At 43.2% G+C, this 23,726-nt stretch carries 17 protein-coding genes; 1 reads left to right on the top strand and 16 read right to left on the bottom strand.

Features of this window, described 5'->3' with window-relative positions; genetic code table 11:
* Positions 1 to 77 precede the first annotated feature (77 nt).
* Positions 78 to 3,524, top strand: coding sequence for a DNA polymerase III subunit alpha (gene dnaE, locus F9K33_14915; protein ID KAB2877978.1), 3,447 nt, complete (start codon positions 78 to 80; stop codon positions 3,522 to 3,524).
* 60 nt (positions 3,525 to 3,584) lie between these two features.
* On the opposite strand, the gene F9K33_14910 is transcribed toward dnaE, so the two are convergent.
* From F9K33_14910 to F9K33_14835, 16 genes are all read right to left on the bottom strand, one after another.
* The gene (locus tag F9K33_14910) at positions 3,585 to 4,085 is read right to left on the bottom strand and encodes a hypothetical protein (GenBank protein KAB2877977.1); all 501 of its coding nucleotides are present in this window, start codon (positions 4,083 to 4,085) and stop codon (positions 3,585 to 3,587) included.
* Between the two features lie 38 nt (positions 4,086 to 4,123).
* Positions 4,124 to 4,882, bottom strand: a complete 759-nt coding sequence (locus F9K33_14905; protein ID KAB2877976.1) for a DUF3047 domain-containing protein — start codon at positions 4,880 to 4,882, stop codon at positions 4,124 to 4,126.
* A gap of 35 nt (positions 4,883 to 4,917) precedes the next feature.
* Entirely contained in the window at positions 4,918 to 6,231 is a 1,314-nt protein-coding gene (locus F9K33_14900; GenBank protein ID KAB2877975.1) for a hypothetical protein, read from the bottom strand.
* Positions 6,232 to 6,275: 44 nt separating this feature from the next.
* A complete protein-coding gene (locus tag F9K33_14895) occupies positions 6,276 to 9,362 on the bottom strand; it encodes a hypothetical protein (protein ID KAB2877974.1) in 3,087 nt (1,028 codons plus the stop codon).
* A 249-nt stretch (positions 9,363 to 9,611) separates the two neighbouring features.
* Entirely contained in the window at positions 9,612 to 11,114 is a 1,503-nt protein-coding gene (locus tag F9K33_14890; GenBank protein KAB2877973.1) for a CDP-alcohol phosphatidyltransferase family protein, read from the bottom strand.
* Positions 11,115 to 11,378: 264 nt separating this feature from the next.
* Positions 11,379 to 12,857, bottom strand: a complete 1,479-nt coding sequence (locus F9K33_14885; GenBank protein KAB2877972.1) for a CDP-alcohol phosphatidyltransferase family protein — start codon at positions 12,855 to 12,857, stop codon at positions 11,379 to 11,381.
* A 13-nt stretch (positions 12,858 to 12,870) separates the two neighbouring features.
* Positions 12,871 to 14,100 carry a CDP-alcohol phosphatidyltransferase family protein gene (locus F9K33_14880; GenBank protein ID KAB2877971.1) on the bottom strand — a complete coding sequence of 410 codons (1,230 nt, stop codon included), beginning with the start codon at positions 14,098 to 14,100 and terminating at the stop codon, positions 12,871 to 12,873.
* A gap of 54 nt (positions 14,101 to 14,154) precedes the next feature.
* A complete protein-coding gene (locus tag F9K33_14875) occupies positions 14,155 to 15,339 on the bottom strand; it encodes a CDP-alcohol phosphatidyltransferase family protein (GenBank protein KAB2877970.1) in 1,185 nt (394 codons plus the stop codon).
* Positions 15,323 to 16,762, bottom strand: a complete 1,440-nt coding sequence (locus tag F9K33_14870) for a DUF2088 domain-containing protein (GenBank protein KAB2877969.1) — start codon at positions 16,760 to 16,762, stop codon at positions 15,323 to 15,325. Before F9K33_14870 ends, F9K33_14875 begins: the two co-directional genes overlap by 17 nt.
* A 1-nt stretch (position 16,763) precedes the next feature.
* Positions 16,764 to 17,405, bottom strand: coding sequence for an HAD-IB family hydrolase (locus F9K33_14865; protein ID KAB2877968.1), 642 nt, complete (start codon positions 17,403 to 17,405; stop codon positions 16,764 to 16,766).
* Positions 17,402 to 18,049 carry a CDP-alcohol phosphatidyltransferase family protein gene (locus F9K33_14860; GenBank protein ID KAB2877967.1) on the bottom strand — a complete coding sequence of 216 codons (648 nt, stop codon included), beginning with the start codon at positions 18,047 to 18,049 and terminating at the stop codon, positions 17,402 to 17,404. Before F9K33_14860 ends, F9K33_14865 begins: the two co-directional genes overlap by 4 nt.
* 28 nt (positions 18,050 to 18,077) lie before the next feature.
* Positions 18,078 to 19,388, bottom strand: coding sequence for an oligosaccharide flippase family protein (locus F9K33_14855; GenBank protein KAB2877966.1), 1,311 nt, complete (start codon positions 19,386 to 19,388; stop codon positions 18,078 to 18,080).
* A 39-nt stretch (positions 19,389 to 19,427) separates the two neighbouring features.
* The gene (locus F9K33_14850; protein KAB2877965.1) at positions 19,428 to 20,582 is read right to left on the bottom strand and encodes a glycosyltransferase family 4 protein; all 1,155 of its coding nucleotides are present in this window, start codon (positions 20,580 to 20,582) and stop codon (positions 19,428 to 19,430) included.
* Positions 20,579 to 21,814 carry a CDP-alcohol phosphatidyltransferase family protein gene (locus F9K33_14845; protein ID KAB2877964.1) on the bottom strand — a complete coding sequence of 412 codons (1,236 nt, stop codon included), beginning with the start codon at positions 21,812 to 21,814 and terminating at the stop codon, positions 20,579 to 20,581. The genes F9K33_14850 and F9K33_14845 overlap by 4 nt, the downstream gene beginning before the upstream one ends.
* A gap of 102 nt (positions 21,815 to 21,916) precedes the next feature.
* Positions 21,917 to 22,492 (bottom strand): D-sedoheptulose 7-phosphate isomerase, encoded by a 576-nt coding sequence (gene gmhA / locus F9K33_14840; protein ID KAB2877963.1) that lies wholly within the window; start codon positions 22,490 to 22,492, stop codon positions 21,917 to 21,919.
* Positions 22,485 to 23,660: a glycosyltransferase gene (locus tag F9K33_14835; GenBank protein ID KAB2877962.1), complete on the bottom strand. Its 1,176-nt coding sequence runs from the start codon at positions 23,658 to 23,660 to the stop codon at positions 22,485 to 22,487. The genes gmhA and F9K33_14835 overlap by 8 nt, the downstream gene beginning before the upstream one ends.
* Positions 23,661 to 23,726 lie beyond the last annotated feature (66 nt).

The raw sequence follows: 23,726 nt of genomic DNA, 5'->3' as shown, positions 1-23,726 counted from the left end.
TTATGAAGGTGTACAAAATCGGACATGAGTGTTCTATGCGCTTAATTTGATTCATCATTTAAGCGCATAGAACACTCATGTCCGATTTTGTACACCTTCATAATCATACCGATTACAGTCTCTTAGACAGCATATGCAAAGTTGATGATCTGGTGGAAGCCGCTGTGAATCACAAAATGCCGGCGCTGGCCATAACCGATTACGGCAACATGTTCGGCGCGGCGGAATTTTACAGTAAGGCCAAATCCGCGAATATAAAGCCTATCATCGGAATGGAAGCCTATCTTGCGCCCAATCGTCTTGAAAAGAGCAAGCTGATCTACCATGTTGTATTGATCGCCAAAAATCAGGAAGGTTATAATAACCTGATGTTTCTCGCGTCGCAAGGTTATCTTGACGGATTTTATTATAAACCCCGCATTGATAAAGCATTGATCCGGCAACATGCCGGCGGATTGATCGGCACGTCGGCTTGTCTCAAGGGAGAGATCCCGCAGCGCCTGATGCACGGAAAGTATGAAGAGGCGAAAGCCATTGCGCAGGAATATCTGGAAATATTCAACGGCGAATTTTATCTCGAAATGCAGCGGCATGGCTTATCGGTGGACACGACGGTTAACGAAGGTATCATGCGAATCTCGAAAGAATTGAATATTCCCGTTATCGCGACCAACGACATTCACTATATGGAGGCGTCTCATGCGGGCGCTTACGATGTTCTGTTGTGCATTCAATCCGGAAAAACCATTACCGATGTTACGCGGCCAAAATATCCGGGCGATACATTCTATTTCCGATCGTCCGACGAAATGAAAAACTTGTTCAAGGACGTTCCCGCCGCGATTGAGAACACGCTCGCTATTGCCGAGAAATGCGATTTCAAAATGGAGTTCGGTAAATCCAGATTGCCTCAATTCGGCCTGCCGGAAGGTTTTCAAGATGAGAATGCATACCTGAAATTTCTCGCTCATGAGGGAATGAAAAGAAAAATGGGTGAAGAGACTACGCCGGAAATGATGCAGCGACTTGAGTACGAATTGGATATGATTGCAAAAATGGGTTTCCCGGGTTATTTTTTGGTGGTTGAAGATCTGATCAATTCCGCCAAAAAAATGGGTGTGTCGGTTGGCCCGGGACGCGGTTCCGCAGCCGGCAGCCTCGTATCATATGCCATCGGAATTACCGATGTAGATCCGCTTAAATACAGCCTTCTTTTCGAACGATTCCTCAATCCGGAACGAATATCCATGCCGGATATTGATATCGATTTTGATGATAAAAACCGGAGTAAAGTAATTGAATATGTGATTGATAAATACGGAAAGGACAACGTTGCGCAGATCATTACGTTTGGTTCTATGAAGGCGAGGGCTGTTATTCGCGACGTGGCCCGGGCGCTTACGATTCCGCTTTCCGACGCCGACCGTATCGCTAAACTTATTCCTCGAAAACTCGATATCACCCTGAAAGAAGCCATTGATGAAGTACCGGAATTGAAGGCGCTGGAGAAAAACGACAATGAACGTATGCGTCAATTGATTGAATACTCACAGACGCTGGAAGGGTTAGTTCGCCAGCCCGGTATTCACGCGGCGGGAGTAGTGATCACACCGGACTCGATCAAAAAATTTGTGCCCGTGTATAAATCGGCAAAGGACGAAATTTCCACACAATTTGACAAGGATTGGGTCGAGAAGATCGGCTTGCTTAAAATGGATTTTCTCGGACTGACGACCCTGAGCATTCTCGATGATTCGCTGCGCCATATTAAGAACAACTACAACGTCGATATTGACCTTAATAAGATACCGATGGATGATGAAAAAACATTTCAACTTTTCTGGCGCGGTGAAACGGTCGGTATTTTTCAGTTTGAATCGCAGGGCATGACGGAATACATGAAGAAGTTGAAGCCAACTTGCATAGACGATTTGATCGCAATGAATGCCCTGTATCGTCCCGGCCCGATGGAATTTATCGAGACGTTTATCGCGCGTAAGAACGGCAAATTACCCATAGACTGTTTTCATCCGAATTTGGAGCCCATTCTGCAAAGCACGTACGGCGTGATCGTGTATCAGGAACAGGTGATGCAGGTGGCTCAGATTCTAGCCGGCTTTTCACTCGGCAGAGCTGATGTTGTCCGACGAATCATGTCGAAGAAAAAACCGGACGAACTGGAAAAGATCAGGCCCGAATGGGTCAGCGGCGCAACGGAGCGCGGATATACTAAGGTATTGGCGGAGCAGATTTTTGAACTTCTAATTCCTTTTTCCAATTATGCTTTTAATAAGTCTCACTCGGCTGCGTATTCTATCCTTGCTTATGAAACGGCGTATTTGAAGGCGCATTATCCTGCTGAATTTATGGCGGCGGTATTGTCGAGTGAAATGGCCAATACTGACCGAATCTCCGTTCTGATCAATGCCTGCCGTGATATTGGAATTGACGTATTACCTCCGGATGTGAATGAAAGCGTTGCAGAATTTTCCGTAAAGAATAACACGATCCGGTTCGGCCTGGGCGCTGTGAAAAACGTCGGCCTTAGCGCGATCGAGTCGATCATTCGGGCGCGGCAAGAGCACGGAAAATTTAAAACAATATTTGATTTGTGTGAATTCACCGATCTGCGCCTTGTTAATAAAAAAGTATTGGAAAGCCTCGTTATGTCCGGAGCATGCGGTTCGATGCAGGGGCATCGTGCGCAGCTATTTGGAGTAATCGAGAAAGCGCTGAACTACGGTTCAAAAAAACAGACGCAGGCAAATTCCGATCAAGTGGACATTTTCGGAAATTTATCGGTATCGGAAAAACTTTCGGACTCGAGTATTTTTGTTCTGCCCGACACGCCGCGGTGGACGCATGCAGAGGAACTCGCCAAAGAAAAAGAACTGCTCGGATTTTATGCATCCGGCCATCCGTTGGATAAATACCGTTTTGAAATGGACGCTTTCAGCACTTTCCGGATCGGTGATGGAGTGCCGGTACAGGAGGGTTCAGAGATACGTGTTGGAGGCATGATCGCTGATGTCAGGCAGATATTTGACAAAAAAGGGAATCCGATGGCGTTCGTAAAACTGGAAGGATTCGGCGGAACAATGGAGGCGGTAGTTTTTTCAAGCGTGATGAAGGACTGTGCTGACAAAATAAAAAAAGAAAATGTGGTGATGGTAATCGGTAAAGCATCTCATCGTAATGAATCGCTTAACATTATCGCGGAAAATATGATGACGATGGAAGACGCGCTGGAGAGGTTCACTAATAGAATTGTAATCCAACTCTCGCCGGAACAGTTGCAGAACGGCGTTTTGGATAAATTATCGGAAGTATGCAAGACGAATCAGAAGCCGGGAAAAGACAAAAACGAAAACACGTGTGAACTGCAATTGTTGGTCGAAATTCCTGAAGAAAATCTTACGGCAAAATATAAAGTCAATAAATTCCGTGTAACGCCCAATAATGATTTTTTCAAGAAGCTACACTCTATTATCGGGCGGGGACGGGTTACGATTACGACGAAGTAGCTATTGTAGTTGATTACTAATTTTTATTTTTGATAGATTGTATAGTGATCCGCGTCCGTTCTAGCGGCCAGTGTAGATAATTTCAAACGTAACCGGCACGCCTACGATATAGCCGAGAATACCTCCGGCAGCTCCGCCAACGGCAAGAGAAACAGTTATAGCAAACAAGAATTGAGCTTGAAAAATGGAATATACAATATTGTTATCTTCATGTTTTAAAGATGAATGTAAATATAGGTAAACACCCGTTGCGCCGAGAAGACCGCCTATCCCGGCACCCATATTGCGGTCATAATACTTTATATACTGAACCTCACGTAGCAAATCTTCCTGGGATTTTTTTGTTTCACGGTCAACCCAATATATCATTCGGCCATCAATTTCAATCGTTGAGGCTGTTGCATATGTTGAATCACGAAAATATATAATTCCATTCTTGTATTTCTTAGAAGCTTTGTTAAACTCACGGATATCTTCTGTTGAAGTGAGCGGAATCGAAGTGCAGCTGACCAAGAGGAACACGTAGCACAACAGAAAAAATATTGTAAAGTCTTTTAACATTTTAAATTTATTTAATCGGACTGTGATTCTTAACATGATCACTTACATTTTCCGTCACAATCCGATAACGCTACGATATCGTCGTAATCTGCAATGGCGCGGCTATCAGTATGATCTGCATCGGTTCGAATCGCAATGCCCGCAATTTCATCCGGTGGTTTTTCGCCAAAGGCCTTTTTATATAAATCATAAATGTTGATCGTCTCTGTAATCCACACGCCTTTTTTAGACATGCCGGATTCAATAACTATTTGAGTGGCTTTGCCCGTTCCTTCATTCCTGAAAATATCACAGGGATCAAGTTCGTTACTCCAGATATATTTAACGCTTTTTGGTATACCCAAAAAATTGACGTAATATGTAATATAAATGCTCGCCGGACTGTCCTTTTTACCGCCGGTTTTTTCATTTGCTCCGGTTGGAAATTGTTTTACTCTCCAGCGCCAGCTGAGACAGGGATATTTCTTCACGTTCCATTTCTTGTCGCTGACGATAGTAATGGCTTGTCCGGTATCATCGGCGTGAAGGTATTTATTTCCACCTTCTTCCAGAACCGTGTAGGGAACTTCTCCTGCCTTTGCTTCGCCGATCTTTTTCACGCGGGTTCCATCCAGCCATCCCCAGCCTTTGGGAAATTGACCCGTTGTTGATGTCGAGAAATCTTCTATCACGATCGTATTTTCGGCGCCGGAAGTTGTGTAGGTTTCGATTCTCGATACGGCATCATCGTGTGAACCTGCGATTAATAGTGTCACCGGTAAAACGACGGCTAAAAATATTTTCATAAATTGCATCATGGAACTGTAACTCCAAACGATAATTAAAATTCGGATCAGGCTTCGGCTAAAGTAGCTGATTTTTCCTGTTTAGTCAAAAAATAATTTGGATAAACGCGTTGTTTAATTTTTTTCTGCTGATAATTTCTTGCTAATTCAATAAAAATACCGATATCTCGATCCCAATCGGATCGCGTGCCGTCGAAATAAAACACTTTCATCGGAATATTATCGTGTTCCCGGCTTATCTTTGGATAAATCGCTTCGCATACGATCCCATTCATGCACGTAAAAGGACTCACATCTACTATACCATCGATACCTTTCTCGTAAAGATACATGGCTTTGCCGGAACTCACGGTCATTTCTCCGAGCGCCCCGTAATGAGGTAGATACGGCAGACTCTTGTCCAAAACCTGCTTTACATGATGAGGTTCTTCATAGCCTTTGAAGTCTTCCCGAAACAGGCCGAGCATTGCATGTTCATCGCGATGCTGCACAAAATTCTTGATCTTCGCCGCGAGCATCATCTTTGAAAATCTTTTTCCTTTATCCCGGATGACGCTCATTTGCCTGAAATTCGTGTACCAGATCCATTCGGAAATATCTGCCATCCAGGCTTCGCCGCCCTGAGCTTCGATCACACGTAATACCTCTTCGTTTGCAAAATCGTCGAGGCGGCAATAAATTTCTCCGACTACGCCGATCAGCGGTCGGGTTGCATCATAGCGACATGGAATTTGACGAAAACGGTCCCGTGTGATTATGAGGGTTTGAATTAAATTTTCCATGTGTTCTTTTGCTTTGGACGTTCTTCTTGCAAGGGCGTCGCAGACTAAATCAAGCGATTGAAGGAATACGGCATCGGTGGTACCGGGCGTTAGTTCATACGGCCGTGTTTTGAGAAGCAATTTGCGAAGAATATCCGAGGCGACAACGGAACGCCACGCAATTCGTGCAAAGCCTTTTCCCTCTTTACCAAAACCGTCGTAACTATTTTCCCCCGTCGGTGAAAAAACCAATATCTCCGGAAATCCAAGTTGATTCAAGATTTTTTTAACGTAAACAGAATACTGGCCGAAACGGCAAGGCCCGCCGGCCATGGGCATGAGAAAAGCTGCTTTTTTCGGATTGAACCCGGGTTTTTCAAGTAATTTTAAGAAGCCCCCGAGCGTTACGGTCTGTGGATGGCATTCATCGCCTGACGAAAATTTTTTGCCCAGCGCCAGGGTCGTATGATCCGAGGGCGGTACCGGTTCTGCTTCAATTCCAATGGCCTGCAAGGCTGCCGCCATCGCTCTCGCACCTTCATAACTCATGCGCGGTATGTAAACGGTCTTCCCTTTCAGGGATGTATTGTTTTCCGTCATAATAACATCTCCGGGTTTAGCGGTTGTTGGTATAAATCGAGCAATTAACAAACATCGCATTTCTCCATTTCGAAATTATAGGAAATAGGCCGATCTGCCTTGAAGAACGATTTGCTGTCGAGATAAGCCTCACACCGTGTAACAACCCCGGCGTCGTTAGCGTGGCCGTCTAATTGCAGCGTCAGGAAAGGTTTTTGTGACGCTTCGACAACAAAATGTTTGATATAAGAATCCGGGCCGCATTTAAAATTGGTAATATAGATTAGATGCAGATTCGGTTTGCCTCTTATAAACTTGGAGATCTGCAAAATTTTTCTCCCTGAATTCCAATACATATTAGGGTTGATTTCGGAAATATCGATCAGGCTGCAATCGATCATGTCCATCGGAATGACATTCACTCCGTAATATTCACGAAGTTTATTTGGAATGTTCAGGTTCATACTCCGGTCATTCACATTGTAAGCGCGGCCAACGAGGATTACGGCCATTTCATTTGATTCCTCAAGCGTTTGCAAAGCCCGATGTCCCAGGTCGTACAGTGTCTGATGAAAATGATGCTGTGCCTCATAAGCGAGAGTTATTGCGCGTTCATGTACGGCTTTGCTGATTTTCAGTTTTCTTAAGTAATCGAATAATTCTTTTGAAACCTTCGTTTTTCCATCCCTGAAGTGAATTGTCGGCCTAAGTATTTTGTCCTCGTTGCCGTCACCCAGAGATGATCCGAGGATTACAAACGGCAAAGTCTGCGTCCACGGGCAGTGGTGTGAATTCACATTCATGAATTTTGTTTCCGCATCAATGACATTGGGCTGAAAGAAGTAGTCGCAATTCTTGTCCAAAAGATCTTTGAAGTGGCCGTATGCAACTTTGATCGGGAAACAAGGTTCGGCCACGCTTGTTTCAACTCCCGCGTTAATGATCTCCTTGTTTGTTGGTTCCGACAAAACAACTTGAAATCCAATCTGCGAAAAATAAGTATTCCAGAATGGAAACTTTTCATAAAAATGCATACTCCGCGGCATACCGATTTTTATACAACCTCGGTTCCGTTCTGGAACAAAGGTCTCCATTAAAATTTGCTCGCGAATATCAGAAAGATTTGGTATTACCGGTTTTTTGTCCACCTTGGCTTTCTTTCTGAATTTGTCAGAGCACTTGTCGCCCCAGAATGTTTTTTCCGAGTCTACTTTAACTTCCTGCATATCACAGAAATTAGAGCAGGCACGGCAGGTGAAATGACGGACGGTATAGTCAACCGAGTCCAAACTCCAGCCTCGGAATTTGGTGATCATTTTGGATGCGTTCACCTTTTCTTTAGCGAGGATAGCCGCGCCGATCGCGCCGACTACTCCGTTGTGAGGCGGAACAATAATTTTTTTGCCCAGAACAATAGAAAACGCTGCGGCAACGGAATCGTTGTAGGCCGTGCCGCCTTGAAAATAGATCGTGTCCCCGATTTTTCGGGAGCGTACAACACGGTTGAGGTAATTTAGAACGATAGAGTAAGCTAATCCCGCAACAATATCCTGTTTGCTTGCTCCGATCTGGAGAAATGAATTAATATCCTTTTCCATAAACACCGTGCAACGTTCTCCGAGTTTGATCGGACTGGGTGAACTCAAAGCCAGTTTAGAAAATTCGCCTTTAATGTTAATACCAAGTTTTTCTGCCTGTTCCTCAAGAAAAGAACCGGTTCCGGCCGCACACGCTTCATTCATTGCAAAATCAACCACAATGTTATCCTGAATGCTGATAAATTTTGAATCCTGCCCGCCGATTTCAAAAATAGTATCGACTTTCGCCTGAATTAGTTTTTCGCTGATGTACATCGCGCCGGTTTTGTGCGCCGTGATCTCGTCTTTGATCGTATCGGCGCCGATGAGTTCGCCGATCAATTCACGCCCGGAACCCGTCGTGCCAATACCTGCAACAGATATCCGATCTCCCAATTCGCTGTGAATATCCTTTAGGCCTTGATTAACGATTTCGATCGGGCGTGCTTGGGTATAAACATAGATCTCTTTGATGATATTATTGTCTTCGTCAATGACCACGAGATTGGTGCTGACGGATCCGATATCGATTCCGAGATAAGCCTTAACCGGTAACGTTTTTTCGTCAAAAGAATACGGCTTAACGCGGTCGCGCAGAAAAATAACGTCTTTTGTGTTCAGAGGCTGAGCGGAAGCAAACTTGGATTTCTGGTCGAACAAATTGCCGAAGAGTTTCGATTCCAGATAACTATAATCCTTATACGCTTTGGATTCTTTTGACAAGAGCGCGGAACCGATCGCTCCGCACCATGCATAACAATCGCTGGTTATAAAATTTTCGTCTTGAATTTCGAACAGCGACTTCATCGCTTGAACGACGCCTTTGTTGGCCGAAACACCGCCGATGAAAATAACCTTTGGAACAACCGCTCTTCCCCGAACTACGCTGCTCTTGAAATTTCTGACAACGGCTTCGCACAAGCCCTTCAGAATTTCAGGCGGTTGTTCGCCTTTTTGTTGAGCATGAATCATGTCGCTTTTTGCAAAAACAGAGCAGCGTCCGGCGATGGTACTAGCCTTTCCGGCTTTTAGTACGATATCACCTACGTCTTCAATGTCATATTTTAATCGGCTGGCCTGCTGGTCCATGAATGATCCCGTGCCGGCCGCGCAATCGCCGTTTTTTTCGTAATCTTCAATGCCGATAACGCCGGTTTGATTAGTCGCATTGATCCGCAAAAACTTGGAATTATCTCCGCCCATCTCGAAGATCGTTCGCACCCCCGGATACAAAGTACCCACGCCCTTAGCAACCGCTCTGAATTCATTTTCAAAATGCGCCTGCAGATATTCGCTGATTTGCTTTCCACCGGAGCCTGTAACCTGAATTCCGGCGATCCGGTTGAGAGGAACAAGTTGTACGAATTGTCCGAGAAGCTTTAATGCGGACGTCAAAGCTTCTCCATTCGTCCTGCGGTATTTGGAAATAATAATTGTGTGCGGCGAGGATTGAAAGTAATGGAATTCCGGGGATTCAGGAATTGATAAATTTGCGTCGGAAACCGCGGCCAGCTTAACGCTGATGGATCCGACGTCAATTCCAACATACACGGGGTGGGGGATAGGATTCTGCATAGCATTCTCCTACGTTCGTTTAATGATTATCAAATAAACAATCAAAGGAAAATCAGGTTAACCTCAATACTGAATACACATGTCCAAGAAGCGTGCCACGATCCGTCAGATTGATAGGAGTCCTTAACCGTTTTGGATACAGTATTTAAGACTTTTGTATCTTAATTATTAAAAATGAAAAAAGCAAGTCCCGGCACTGTTTTTTCTTGTCACAATTTAATTTGGAAACATGGTGCTGGCGATTCCTACTTACAAAAGACACGAGATAGTTGATTGTTTAGCAGCAGAAGGCCTGCGAAGAATTCCAATTTGAATATATAAGAAAACGCCCATTATCCATCCGACGGCCATAAATATCCAGAAAATAAGTAACTTTGAGCCGGAGAAGGTTAATATAAAATAAAGCACGGCTCTCCAATCGCGTCTACCGAATACTTCGATGTTTTTGAATATTCGGATAAGAGCCGAATCATTTCCAAGCCGGCTAAGAAAATCTTTATGCTTTACTTGGCGGCTAATGTATCCTGCCTTGCGCATATATTTTTTTTCATACAGTACTGCCTGAATAATCCATAAAAAGGTTAATAAAAAAACAATAAGTATCAGCAAATCATTATGACTTTCAGAATAACACACCGCAGTCAAACAAATTGCCTGAAATGCATAACCCAGATCATCTGTAATAATATCGAATTGCGCCCCGAAAGTTGATTCGTAACTTCTGATTCGCGCCACTTCGCCGTCGCACCGATCCAAAACAGCAGCCATCTGCCACAAGAAGCCCGAAAGCACCAGCATCCAATAGTTGTCGATTAGCAGGAGAAAAGACGACCCGATCAAAAAAAGAAAAGCGATAATACTGATCACGTTTGGCGTAAATCCTAATCGCGCAAATGCAAATGACAAAGGTTTAGATAAAATGGAATTGTATTTTTTTGAAAACTCTCCGCTGATTTCCTTAAAGGCGATTTTCCATAAAAAATTCTTTACAAAATCCTTCGAAGGGTTTTTAGGAATTTTTAACCACCACGCATTATCAACCCATGCGACGCTCAACAGGTTGCTTTTTTCAAAGTGATGCCGTATGTCTTTGATCGAGCTTGAAGACGGCAACGCAACTATATTTTCCCTTCGACATAAAATAACGTCAGTGCTGAAATATTTTTTTTCGTTTTGATTATTGGAGAGGTTATTTTTTTTTGAGGAAATATTAGCAAATTCAGCACGATTATTATTGACAACAACTTTGGTTAATTCATCATGAGACTGAAAAACAGCTTTGTATTTTTCAATAAAGGCGGCGTCATAGGAAACGCCGCTTTGGCTTACTGACACGTTTTTGTGACAGAACAATACGGGCGAGAGCGCGTCTTGTGCGTTTGAACTTTGAATGGATTCGAAGAGGGATGCATGGTACAGGCAATTGAGTTCGAACATCAGAAACGGCTCATCCCAAAGAGCGACCACTTGCTTGAGTCTCTGTAAAAATCCGTCCGATTTAGTTAATTCAAGAATGGTGTAGTTGAGGTTAATTCTTTTTCTAATGTTTTCAATAGCCGACTCCATACGTTTTCCGTGGCCAAAATGAGCCATTAAAATAACCTCGCTTATTCCGGACTTTGATAATGCGACTAAAGCTCGGTTTAATAATGTCTCGCCGCCATAGACGGCATCATAACGTGTGGATTTGTTTTCTATATCGAAAGCAGATAGGACTGCTTTTGTGATTTTGCTTTGCGATTGGTTTAGCAATATCTTCTCCAGGCAATTGATAAATATAAGTAAAATGTATCGTTATCCGGCTTCTCAGTTGCAAAATGACTAACTTCGGTCTGCAAACCGTATCTCCAAGATGTGCGCATAAATAAGCAACAACAAACATGCCACGAGGAGTTGGCAGGATAGAGGAGAGGAGATCGTATAATTACAAGAGTTTAGAATTGATTACTGTGGCGGCTATACACCACTGAAGCAAGAAAAAAATTGCATCCCGTCTATTATTTGCTACAAAATATCTTACTTTTTCAAAGACTCCTTTTTGAATTTAAGTATGCCAACAAAAGAGGTAACTGGAAAGAATGCCAATATGAAAAGCAAAACCCAAAAAACGAATTCCTTGAGTCCGAATAGTGCAAGCAAAAAGACATAAAAGGTTCGGATATCCCCACTTATGATCGGAACAAATTTCGTCAATAATGACGTGGTGTGGCTGTTTTCGCCCTTCAGCTTTTTGTAGTCGACATACATGACCTGTCGGCTGGTATATCCGGCCTTTCGCATGAAATCCTGTTCATAGAGAGTCAAAGCAATAAACCAGACAAATGTCAGTACAAATGCAATAGCATATAGAGGACTTTGAGTTTGATAATAAAGGAGGCCGCCCAAAAACGTGAAAGGCAAAACATTGCGCATGTCGTCAATGATCATATCAAAACGTCCGCCGGCTTCCGATTCGTGATTGCGGATGCGTGCGACCTCGCCGTCACAACGGTCTAATACGCCAGCGGAAAACTGCCAAAGAACTGCAAAAACGATCATGGCCCAATGCGCGTCAATAAGAAGAAAACCTGAGGCGATCAGAAATAAAATAAGTTGTACATTGCTGAGCACATTAGGCGTCACTCCTTTTCGTGCAAAATAAAAAGAAAGCGGTTTGGACATTTTAGAGTTCACCGCTTTTGAAAATTCACCGCTTATTTCTTTAAATGCTATTTTCCATATTAAGTCTTTAATGTGCGATTTGGAAATTTCCGGCGTAATGCGCATCCACCATGCATCGGCAACAAATTGCATCGCGAGCTTGTTTTTTCTGAGCAGTTCTTTCACGGCCTCGTCAATAGATCCAAAATCGGATAAAGATTCAAGCTGTTTTCTGCTGCATGCAATCACGTCCGCGCTGACCACCCCGTCGCCGCTCTCTGCAAACGAAAGTAGTCTGTTTGAGACGGTCAATTCGACAGGGTTTGACTTAAATACATCGGGCGTAATTTGATCAACCGTAATTTTATTATAACCGGCAGGATTAGAAAATATAACCTTGAATTTTTCTTTGAACGCGGGTTCGAAAAGCAGCGCGTTATCCTTTATTATCACATTTTTATGAGCAAAAATGACAGCCCTATCGGCGATGGTTGCGGTTACGGCCTGTTTGAAAAACGTCGGATGCATGAACTTATCCGTTTTGTACATCAGGAAAGCTCCGTTCAAATTTGATGAAACTTCCATGATCTTTTCGGACAAAATTTGGTTCTGGCTTAATTCAGTAACGCGATAATCCAACATAAGTCGGTGTTTAACCGCTTCAATTGTCTTTTCAATTTTATTTTTGCATCCGGGATGCGCTATAACGACGGCGCTTGTTATTCCCGATTTTGACATAGCAATAAGGCATCGGTTTAGAAGTGTTTCCCCGCCGTACACGGTATCGTAACTGGAATTGCCCTGATGCGTATTGGACGCCAAGATGACTGCATTTTTGATTTGATCCATTTTCATGTAAAGGCCAATCTTAGGTTTGATGTGAATTGGATATGGATAGACTCGCGCTGATCCAGATTAATCTCAGAAGATGAAAAACAAAACTACAAACCATCCAAAAGGCAAGGAAATGAAAGGATGATTCGGTTAAACCTGCAATGTAGCCAACAGTGACGATAAGCAAAATTATGGCTCTTCGACATGCAATGAGATGGAACGTCTTGTCGATGATTGCGAAGTCATATATTTCTCTTTTGAACTTTATTCTGAAAATTCCGCACATGGTTTTGTCGACCCAATACAGTGTCATGAGTGTCCAGCCTGCGATCGTGTTGATGTTATCAAAAGCGAAAAACCGACCGTTAGCGAAATGCCATGTTAATCCGGCAAACCATAAAAAAATAGCCGGCGCGCTGGTCGCATGCTCTATTATTCCTGCTGTACGGCTCAAACGCACGGTTAGTCGAGCGAGTTTGCCGTCAACCGAATCGAAGATGAACATGCACCACCCGGTCAGGACAGCTAAACCCATGTAGCCCAAAGCAAACAGTGAAGGAACTGCGAATGACGCTAGTATACTCAAAAATGTGATATAGTTTGGGTTAACAGAAGGGTAACGGCTTAAGAAACGTGTGATTTCCCTTACCGGGTATTTATAAATGTAGGTGGCGATAAAATCCATAGTTCCCTTGAAATTTGCTTCATACATTTGATTTTCTATGGATCTTAAATCAGAATCTTTTTCATATTGAAAATAATAGGGGACAAAGTTGAGACGCAGATCTTCTATATACGAATCGAAATTGTTCGGGGTAACAATCTTAATGGAATAAGGATCCTTTTGTTTCTTTGTAAAATCGATCAGTTGACTTATATCCTTGACCTGAGAAAGATAATGAATAAATGATTTTAAATTGGAGCCTGATAATTTGACAAACCCGCCTTGCTCTGTTAATTGAATATCTTCATTGTGGTCACGAGTGAATTTAATAAGACGATCATCCATGATCACATTAGACATGACCATAAACAAACGGATATCTTGTTGAATGTCTAAGTTGTTTGCAAACCGGATTAAATCCGGAATGTTTATGGACTTCATATTTTCTGTCGGACTCGGTAAATCACTGACAAAAAGCACCTCGTCAAACTTAAATTCGCGAAATTGGCGCTGAAGCCTTTCAACAAATCGGAGGCCATAAACCGTTCGGTCTGCAAAAAGCGGGTAGTTCGTGTCCGCTAAGATGCATGCTATATTCATGAGAGTCTCCTAATCAAAACAAGCCGGCTCTCGCACAACAATGTAATTCGAGATTCATTTTTTGTGCAGACCTAAAAAGGATACTACGTAAATGATTCGACACGAATGCCACAGCCACGTTCCGAAAACCCACAAACAAATAAACGCAAAGCTGTTTAAACCAACCCCCAAAAAATATCCTAACAACATTACGAACATATCATTTCGGCGATGTGTGAAAAGATGTACTGTCGAATCAAAGTCGGTAATGTCAAACAAGGTTCGCCTAAATAATCGTTTTGCGATTACCCAGTTGATATCATCCAGCACAATAAAAACGAACGTGGCTAAGGTCATAAGACCGACCGGTGACGTATAATCGCCGCCTGAATAATGCCAACCCAAACCGGCGTACCACCCCAGCCGTGTCGGTAAAACCGAACCGTGATCAATCCAATCCGCATGGTCGCTGAATCGAAATGTCATACGGGCGAGTTTACCGTCCAGAGAATCCAAAATTATAAAAAACACAATTAATAATAACCCCAAGCCAATCCAGTTCATAAAGAGCAGCGGTATCGAAACCCATCTGCATACCATTGCGACTGCCGTAATGTGATTGGGCGTAACGGGAGTATTTGCAAAGAATCGGGTAAGTTCACGTACCGGAATTTTATATCCGTAGATCGCGATCCACTCCAGGCCGGATTTAAATGTTTTTTCGAACAAGTCATTTTCAATTTCGCGAAGATTATCATGTTCATCAACAAATCGCAACGTTGGAACGTAAGATTTTCTCAGAAACGGTATATAGCTATCAATTGCCCTTATGTCGGACAAATGTGTTTCTGTTGGAATCACATTTCTTCTTTCAAAAACATCCGAAATAAAATCCGTCGTTTCTGAATAGTACACTTTTAATGCAATTGGAGTGAGTCTCTTAAGTGAATCAAAAATACGTATATCTTCTGTTGCATTTACCAATGAGTCCAAAACGCGGTCATCATAAATGCCGTTGCCGTCAACGATAATCCAATCCGCCGGTTCTGAGGAGAGTGATTCATTGATGCGGATCGTGCGGACAGTCATAGGAAAGCGATGCGCAAATTCTGCCTTTAATGACAACGGTCTAGAATCCGTTAAAATCCAAGCTTCCCTAACACCTCGCACCCACAACTGCCTCAGGATACGTTCCGCTAAGTTGATGTCAAACAGAGTCAAGACCGATGCCGGATCTCGGATGTCAATGAGGGCCTTCATGATCTCCCTTCAATACAGGTATCTGCACCGGCGCGCAGGTTACCACTGCCACTTTTGCATTAGGAAAATAATGTGAGATTGCCATAATAACGGAATCCCATGACCGAAGTAGAGTGCCCCTTGGGTATTTTTTTCGAAATTGCGGTGGAGGATAATTCTCAGAATAGATCCACGGACTTTTTTGAAGCGATGGTATTTGTTGTTCTGCCATGTTCAGTTCGTCAACAAGGACTTCCTTGGTTTTCAAGTTTTTGAAAAAAGTAGGATAATCGACGCCGGGATTCTCAAGCATTCGTTTGACGCAATAAGCCCTCATTTTCTTAATAAGTGACCATGACGCCGGACGCCGGAAAAATGAGGGCATGAATTTTAAGCTCAGTCCTTCTCCTATAAGAAGAATGATAAGCGTAGAGAGGCGGCTTCTTCGCAGTAATTTCCATCCATGGTAGTCAATTCCATCTGCGGAACTATTTATCTGAATAGGGATAGCGTTCTTAAAAAACTTTTTTATCCAGGGGCTTTTACCGGATTGAACGGGATCTGAGTCCAAAGGATACATATTGACGAATACAACATCATATTGTTTAGCTTTGGCTCGGTCAATGACGGTTCGATACACCTGTTGCGCGATGTTTCTGGCTGCGCGAAAAACTTCATCTGACCTGCCGGCAAATAAAGCGCAAATTTCCCTTTTCGAATTAACCACAACATTCACAAGAAATATGGGCGGTAAACGTAGAACAAAAGCTTCGGAGGCGGAACGCATATCCCATTCTTTTTCAGGCACATCCCCAACCACTCGTCCCCTTTTGGGCGTAAATCCATGCATGGTCACAATACTTTCCATTCCAGCGATACCAGGACAGAAAAGCTTGGCGCCTCCGCCAAATCCATGACAGGAGTGGGGTATTACACAACCTATGCCAACGATCAAATCTGCTTCAGCAACTTCCTTGTTGGCAATACACGGAAAACCATTGTCTAAAACGCCTAGATGTATCATCGGCGAATTAAATGCATCGTGGGAAGTTACAGGGTACGATGCAACGATTTCCTGTCCAAGTTTAAGTTCAAGATCAGTCTGTGACAACTGCCTGTGTGAACCGGTCGCTATGACAAAAGATATATTTTTTTTCTCTATGCCAGTCTGGAATAGTAGATCCAGCAAATTAGGAATAATGTCGTGAGCCGGCGTAGGCCGTCCGAGATCGTCAACGACAAAAACGATTCGTTTCATGCCTTGTGCCATCGCAGTCATTGAAGGTCCAAGAGGCTTACGAATCGCATTGGCTATTGCTTCTTCAGACATCGGAGGGGCATCATTTGGTCCGATGATATCCAATTCAAAAGAATCCGGTATAAAAAACTCCTGTTCAATATCCTTAAACCAAGCAGCTTGTTTAACTTTGAAACTTTTTGACATATCAGGTGTTTATTACTTTCCAATCTTTTTTTATTGATAATTGGTTTAATTTCTTATCCGGGTCAACGGCTATAGATTCTTGAACGGCTTCAAGCAAAAAACGATCTGCCCATTCATTCGCGTATGCGCACGCATGTTGAAGATCAAATCCGTGTTCTTTACAGAAAAGTTTCGATAATATTTTTTTGTTTCGTCCATAAGGGTGGAGCGTAGTCATATTACCTGTAAATTTGCCGTCGGACAATTCCAATTCTGAACAGATCATAAAGTCGGCGCCGACAAATTTAACCATCGGCTCCACCAGGCAGGGCAATGAGCCGCTTAACAATAATATTTTATAACCCTCTGATTTACGCCGCCGGATTTCCTCCAGCAGAGTATTCTTTATATCAAATTGGATTTGTTTGTCGAAACATTCAAGCGCTAAGGAACGCACTTCTTGTTCTTTGAGATTCCTGAGGTACATTTTGTTTTGTTTAAATCCGTTAAAAGCCTGCATCGGATGTCGAAGCAAAAAAAGGAAAAATGTTGTCATGAGCCGTCGACGCGTCAGTTTTTTTCTTCTCAATAAAAATTGTATAAAAAAACGTTCCGATGACCTGCGCGTAATCGTTCCGTCAATATCAAATATGGCTAACTTCACGCTTCATCTTTCACAAAGAGTTTTCGCCCTTCGGCCAGAACGGGAATGCCGCGCAACAAACTAACCGCGGTCGTCAGTATTGCCAAAAAGAGGCCGCCGTTTTTTGTATAAGTCGAGACCCAGAGATAATCCTGGAGGTTAGCATCCCTAAGATGTCTCTCTTGTGCTATTAGTACCAAGATCAAATAGGGAAAAGTGATTCCTTTGATTGTGCCATAGAAGGCTCTCATAAAACGGCCGGAAACAAGAAACTTTCCGAAGCGGTTTGTCATCATCGTGTTTTCTCCAAAAGCAGTTTTTCCCTCCATCAAGGCCTGGCTACGAATCGCATCCGTCATAAATCCGCGAGACATAACAATGATCGGGATCCACATAGGAATAATCTCGAGGTCTGCAAATACAATCCAGAAAACGTTTTCAACAATTCGGTCCCCTGTTATATCCAGTACGCCGCCGAATTGGGTGACTTCGTTGCGGCTGCGCGCGACGATGCCGTCCAACCAGTCCAAAAGAATGATCAGGATCGACAAGCCTACAGCTGCAATCAAAAAAATCATCTGTCCGGTGTAGATCAGATAAACGGTAATGTACAATATAACAATACGTATGATCGTGATAGTATTGGCGAGATTTAATAGCTTCATAACAGAACCCTCCAATGAGTGAAGTTATTCATTCCGGATCGGGCGGGACTATCGCCTCCGCTGATTCGTTTTTTTGTGAACCGGATTCAACCTCGGCATCGAGATATTTTTTAGAAATATGATAACCGGCAATGAATAGCGTAAAATAGGCTATCAATTGTCCCCACGCCAATCCATATTGCCCAAATAATAAAATCAGAATCAGGGTTGCGGTAAAACCGACGATACTTCCGATAGCATCGCGGTACAACACTTCTGTGGCTTTGCCGAAAATGGTAACAACAGACATTTGCAGGTTGGAATAACCGTAAAACACGTAGGATAGGTACAACACAGCAAGTATAGGCCAGCTGTCGGCATACTTATCGCCCCCGGCCAATTGCATGATCCATGGGCTCAGTAAACTCAGCGCGATGGGCAATGGTACGGTAAAAAATAAGAAAGTGCGAACATGTTTTTTCCGCATCATCAGATCTTTGGTCCTGGCCAATTTGATTGTCAAAGGGTTGGAAAAGGCGTCCGAATAAAATTTCAGATATTTAGACAGCCGTTTTGCTAAATTAAAATCGGCCAACTGCGCCAGCGGCAAGAGGATGACCACAAGCAGTTGCTCTCCCTGAAGCAGGCCAAATCGAAAAAAACGCCTTAGATAATAAGGCCAATACTCTTTGAGAATGTACTTGACCTGTTTGAGCGATAAGTCTTTGAGCGCAAAGTGTCGGAGAACATCACGAATTAAATAAGAACGAATGAAAAACAGGGATGCCTGAGCCGCGAGAACGCCTGTGAAATACTGATCCATACCAAAATTTATGTACAAAATGGTCGCAAAGATCATTTCTAAAAGGTTGGCTCCGGACGTCAAAATAGAGTCTGTCCCGAATCGGCGTTGGACCTGGAAAACAGAAGCCAGGGAGGTATTTCCGTTCTCGAACATCATGCTGATAGGCGCCAGCAGAATAATAAACTCGACGTTTAGTTGTGGAAATTCCGCCGATAATAATCCTTCCATCAACTGAAGAAATATAACCATGACGATACATGTAATTCCGGCTGCAAAGAAACGTAACATGACGCTTGGCATGATCACATTGCGCACGACTTCGGAAAATCTTGACTCATCCTTTATAAGCGCCGGCGCTTCTCGAACCATTTTTGCTGAAAGTCCAAGGTCAATCATAACCTGCGTGAAACTTGCCGCAGTACTGTAAAGAGCAATCAGCGCAAAAAGATTTTTCGGAAGTTCGTATGCAAAATAGACGGTAAAGAGCAGGCCGATGCTGGACACACTTGCCCTGCCCAATAGTATGCGTAAGGATTGCTTCACAAGATTGTTCATAATTCAGGATGCATTACATGGGTGTCAAAATTCATCGTTTTACAACTCGGATAAAAGCGACGCATTGTGTTTCGCCATTACGTCATTGCTGAAGCTTTCCTTGACGTATTGAACCGCAAAACGGCTCATGCCGTTTCGTAAGGATTCATCGGTTAATAACAGCGATATTTTTTCTGCAAGCGCTTCAGGATTTTCAGGTTCAATGACAAAACCGCTTTTGTTTTCAACGATTGCTTCCGGAATTCCGCCGACGCGTGTGCCGATCACAGGTTTGCCCCGGACGCCGGCTTCAATATATACCAGCCCAAAGCCTTCAACAAAATTGGACGTCCATCTGCCCGCCATGACAAACACATCACAAACCCCGTAATACCTTTCAAGTTGTTCATCGTTAACATATCCAGCAAAGATGACCCGATCTTCAAGGTGAAGGTCCTTAACGAGCCTTTCCAGAGACGGCCTTTCGACGCCTTCTCCGACAATGACATACACCGCATCGGGATGTTTGAATTTGAGAATATTTAGCGCACGAATCACGACGTCATGGCCTTTGGCCGATACCAGACGCGCAACCGTAAGGATCACTTGTTTGGTCTGCAAATGTGGAAGTTTTTCAAGAGCAGCAGATTTTGAAACGAATTTACTTTCGTCAAAATCAATACTGTTATAAATAAGGCGGAGCTTGTTGAGAATAATGTCATACGGAAGTTTGGCCGCAAATATTTTCTTAGATTCTTCGCTGATGGTGACGATCGCATCGGCTCTTTTCATGAATCGTAGTCCAAGCCGGTCGCCGAATTTATTTGACAGTTTCCTGGACGGGTAACGGCGATGGATGCCTCCGCCGTGAACCGTACCGATAAATCTTGCTTTTAGGTTTGTTAGCAGCCCTAATACCCGGCATCCGGCAAAGCTTGTTGTCCAGATGATATCCGGTTTATTTTTGCGGTACACAACGAAAAGATGGACAGCGGCAAACAAAAGCCTGAACATGCCGAATTGGGGACCAGACCAGACCAATCGTTTGACTTTGAATGGAAATAAACGGTCATCCATTGTTCGATGCGAATAGGTCGGAGCCATAACCGTAATATCATAACCAAGCCGGTGAAGCCCGATAGCCATATTGTAGGCGTACGACGCGCTTCCGCCGCTCGCTGGAAAAAACTTCATGGCTACAATTAGAACTTTCATTCTTGTTCCGTTTTATGTATTGGAAAGAGAGAAAACCAGACAAGCCGGTACAGATGCCATATCCAGGTCAATACAGCCCAGCAGGCGGCGACGATGTAAGCCGTTTGGATAAAGCCGAAGATCATTGCAATGAGCATGAGAAAAATATCATTCTTGCGCACAGTAAAAAGATGAACCTTCCCGTCCAGCGGTGTGTAATCCAGTGGCGAGCGTCCGAATTTTGCGTTGAAAATTGCTCCGGTTAATTTATCAATCACCGGCATAGCAGCATACGCTAACGCGAACGGCATTATCTCGCTTGAAAGGTTGCCATTGGACAAATACCAGCCTATGGCAAAATACCAGCCCATTCGGGTCGGGGCACTGGTTAAATGATCGAACTTGTCTGCCGCTTTACTAAGCCGTATCGTCATACGCGCTAACTTTCCATCAAGAGAATCAAAAATGATAAAACCTGCTGCCAAAAGAAGCCCGGTCCAGAGCCAGCCGTACGCTAAAAATGGAATCGCGCCAAAAGAACAGATCTGGGCGGCCGCAGTTACCAGGTTAGGAGTTATCGGTGTCTTTGCTGTTAAACGGGTTAGTTCTCTTACCGGAATGCGATAGCCGTAAACAGCGACAAATTCCATCGTGCCCTTAAATGAATTCGCATACATCGCGTTCTCAATTGAGCGAATTTCGTTTTCTGAATTCAACTTTACGAGCATAGGCGGAACTGAGCGCCGCAAAAATCGAATATAATTTTGCATGGATTGAATTTCGAGCCGCTCGAGTTGACCGGAATCCGTCAATTTCGTTAATGAATCATGGATAGAGCCTGTTGAAGTAGAAATATCACGGATTTGTGTTGCGTCAAGGCGGACGGCCAAAGGCACATGACGTTGACCGTCTTTTACAACCGTCGCTTTGTCAGAGGCGATTAAAGCGGACAGGATTCGTTCATCATAAATAACATTGCCTTCCAAAAAAATAATCGATTTTTCGTTTCGTTCATGCGAACGAATGATCTCCTCAATTGGACTATCGCTGGAAATGAACTGATGTTTGATTTTATATCTTTTTAAGAATCTCTTACTCAGAAGATTCTGAGCGCTCCGGTCGCGAGAAAGTATAATGGAAACATCGACATCGGCCTTCATTTCATTAAGCTGTTTCAGAATGCGCTCAAACAACTGTACACTATAAATTTTCGCGAATGAAAATTGTGAACGCGCATCTATAATAACTTTCATATCGACTCCAAATAAAACAGGTAATGTAGCTGTACAACGGTATGAAAATTCCAAAAAAGGGTCAAGAGCATATGTGGATATGTCTTGAGATGTGGAGAGTGATTATTTTTGAAATAATTTCTTCTCAACCAACTCGCAAATAATATGTCCGACCAGGATATGACATTCCTGAATTCTTGGCGTGTCATTGGACGGCACATTAACCAAATACGTACACATATCCTTCATTTTTCCGCCTTTTTCTCCGGTAAACCCGACTGTTAGCATCTCTGCTTTTTTTGCCGTTTCTATCGCTTTAATAATGTTCTGTGAATTGCCGGATGTAGAAATGGCGATCAATACATCGCCTTTCCTGCCCATCGCGGTGACGAGTCTCGAAAAGACCTCATCATAACCATAATCATTGGCAACTGCCGTCACGTGGGAAGAATTCGTATGCAGCGCTTCAGCAAAAAGGGGTTTCCGGTCAAGATAGAATCGGCCCGACAATTCTGCCGCCAAATGTTGCGCGTCCGCCGCGCTGCCGCCATTCCCGCAGAAGAGAACTTTGCCGTCAATCCTAAATGTCTGGACTAGGGTTGTGACGACGTCTTCAATCGTCTTTATCAAAGTGTCGTTTGAAAGCAAAAGGGATTTTGCTTCGATCGAACGGGTGATAATTTGTTTGATTTCAGGCATCGGAATTATCCATTCTTTTATTATTTTTCGCTATTAGTGAATCGTAAATCGCTTCCAGTTGCTCATTGCACTTCCGAATATCGTATTCGTTTTCCATTTTCTTTCTGCCGTTTTTGCCTAAAGCCGCTCGTAAATTTTCATCCTTGAGCAGAGTAAATAGACGTGCGCTTAGAGCGTCAACGTCCTTTTCTTTCACCAAAAAACCGGTCACACCATCTTCGACGATATCAGGGATTCCACCATGTATAGAGCCGATTACGGGTATTGCACATGCCGATGCTTCTTTTGCCGAAGTTAACCCTCCATCGCGATCCTGATTAGCCGCCACAACACTCGGTGCCAGTAATACGCTGGAATTCCTGAGAAAGTCAATGACACGGTCGTGAGGCAAAGTGCCTTCAAAACACACTTTATCTGAAATATTCATATCTTGTGTGACCTTTTCAAGATGTGATCGCAGCTCACCCTCGCCAATGATGTGTAATCGGGCGTCAATGCCTCGATGAACCACACTAGCAAAAGCCCGTATGCCGAACTCAAAACCTTTTTTTTCGACCAGTCTTCCTATCATGACAACTTGATGTATTTTAGAGACATCGCGTTCTCTTGGCGTTAATTGCGTCAAGTCGATGCCGAGTCTATGTAATATGACTTTGTCGTCTGGGCATCCGACCGATACCATAATATCTTTCAGTTCTTGAGAAACTGCTAAAAACAACGACACGGTGTCAAATAACTGAGGGTAGTTTTTTCTATACAGCTTCCACTTTGCCTGTTTGATCTCATCGCTTATCAACAGGGTTACATCTTTCCCGTGTAGGGTCACGACAAGAGGAAGATTATATCTTTTAGAAAAAGGTATCATAAAAATACCGCCATAAGCAAAGTGAGCATGGATAATGTCGACTGTTTTTTTTCTAAAAATACGATCAAAAGTCCAGCTAATGCGCCAATTATTGAATAAAAAAGATTCTATGAGCCTGTTTTTAAGTTTAGTTTCACTTAACGACACTACATTATGACCTGAAAAAAGATTGTTATTTACATGTTTTTTTGTGAACACAATTACGTCATACAAATGATGCTGGCGTAATTCATCATCAATAAACGTTTCAGAATAAGGCAAAAATTTGGTTCGAAAAACTACCGCTAATTTTTTATCATGCATTTTAATTGCAACTTATCTTTAATGGCTAAAAATGAAACGGGTAATTTATTCCGATCATGTATGTAA

Source organism: bacterium, assembly GCA_008933615.1.
Lineage (GTDB): Bacteria > CLD3 > CLD3 > SB21 > SB21 > SB21.
Note: the sequence above shows the minus strand (reverse complement) of the source record. Positions and strands in the feature narration are given on the sequence as shown.

What these genes read in the sequence shown, in the direction of transcription:
- dnaE (KAB2877978.1), top strand. Translation starts at nt 78, where the DNA reads ATGTCCGATTTTGTACACCTTCATAATCATACCGATTACAGTCTCTTA.
- F9K33_14910 (KAB2877977.1), bottom strand. Translation starts at nt 4,085, where the DNA reads ATGTTAAAAGACTTTACAATATTTTTTCTGTTGTGCTACGTGTTCCTC.
- F9K33_14905 (KAB2877976.1), bottom strand. Translation starts at nt 4,882, where the DNA reads ATGATGCAATTTATGAAAATATTTTTAGCCGTCGTTTTACCGGTGACA.
- F9K33_14900 (KAB2877975.1), bottom strand. Translation starts at nt 6,231, where the DNA reads ATGACGGAAAACAATACATCCCTGAAAGGGAAGACCGTTTACATACCG.
- F9K33_14895 (KAB2877974.1), bottom strand. Translation starts at nt 9,362, where the DNA reads ATGCAGAATCCTATCCCCCACCCCGTGTATGTTGGAATTGACGTCGGA.
- F9K33_14885 (KAB2877972.1), bottom strand. Translation starts at nt 12,857, where the DNA reads ATGAAAATGGATCAAATCAAAAATGCAGTCATCTTGGCGTCCAATACG.
- F9K33_14880 (KAB2877971.1), bottom strand. Translation starts at nt 14,100, where the DNA reads ATGAATATAGCATGCATCTTAGCGGACACGAACTACCCGCTTTTTGCA.
- F9K33_14875 (KAB2877970.1), bottom strand. Translation starts at nt 15,339, where the DNA reads ATGAAGGCCCTCATTGACATCCGAGATCCGGCATCGGTCTTGACTCTG.
- F9K33_14870 (KAB2877969.1), bottom strand. Translation starts at nt 16,762, where the DNA reads ATGTCAAAAAGTTTCAAAGTTAAACAAGCTGCTTGGTTTAAGGATATT.
- F9K33_14860 (KAB2877967.1), bottom strand. Translation starts at nt 18,049, where the DNA reads ATGAAGCTATTAAATCTCGCCAATACTATCACGATCATACGTATTGTT.
- F9K33_14855 (KAB2877966.1), bottom strand. Translation starts at nt 19,388, where the DNA reads ATGAACAATCTTGTGAAGCAATCCTTACGCATACTATTGGGCAGGGCA.
- F9K33_14850 (KAB2877965.1), bottom strand. Translation starts at nt 20,582, where the DNA reads ATGAAAGTTCTAATTGTAGCCATGAAGTTTTTTCCAGCGAGCGGCGGA.
- F9K33_14845 (KAB2877964.1), bottom strand. Translation starts at nt 21,814, where the DNA reads ATGAAAGTTATTATAGATGCGCGTTCACAATTTTCATTCGCGAAAATT.
- gmhA (KAB2877963.1), bottom strand. Translation starts at nt 22,492, where the DNA reads ATGCCTGAAATCAAACAAATTATCACCCGTTCGATCGAAGCAAAATCC.
- F9K33_14835 (KAB2877962.1), bottom strand. Translation starts at nt 23,660, where the DNA reads ATGCATGATAAAAAATTAGCGGTAGTTTTTCGAACCAAATTTTTGCCT.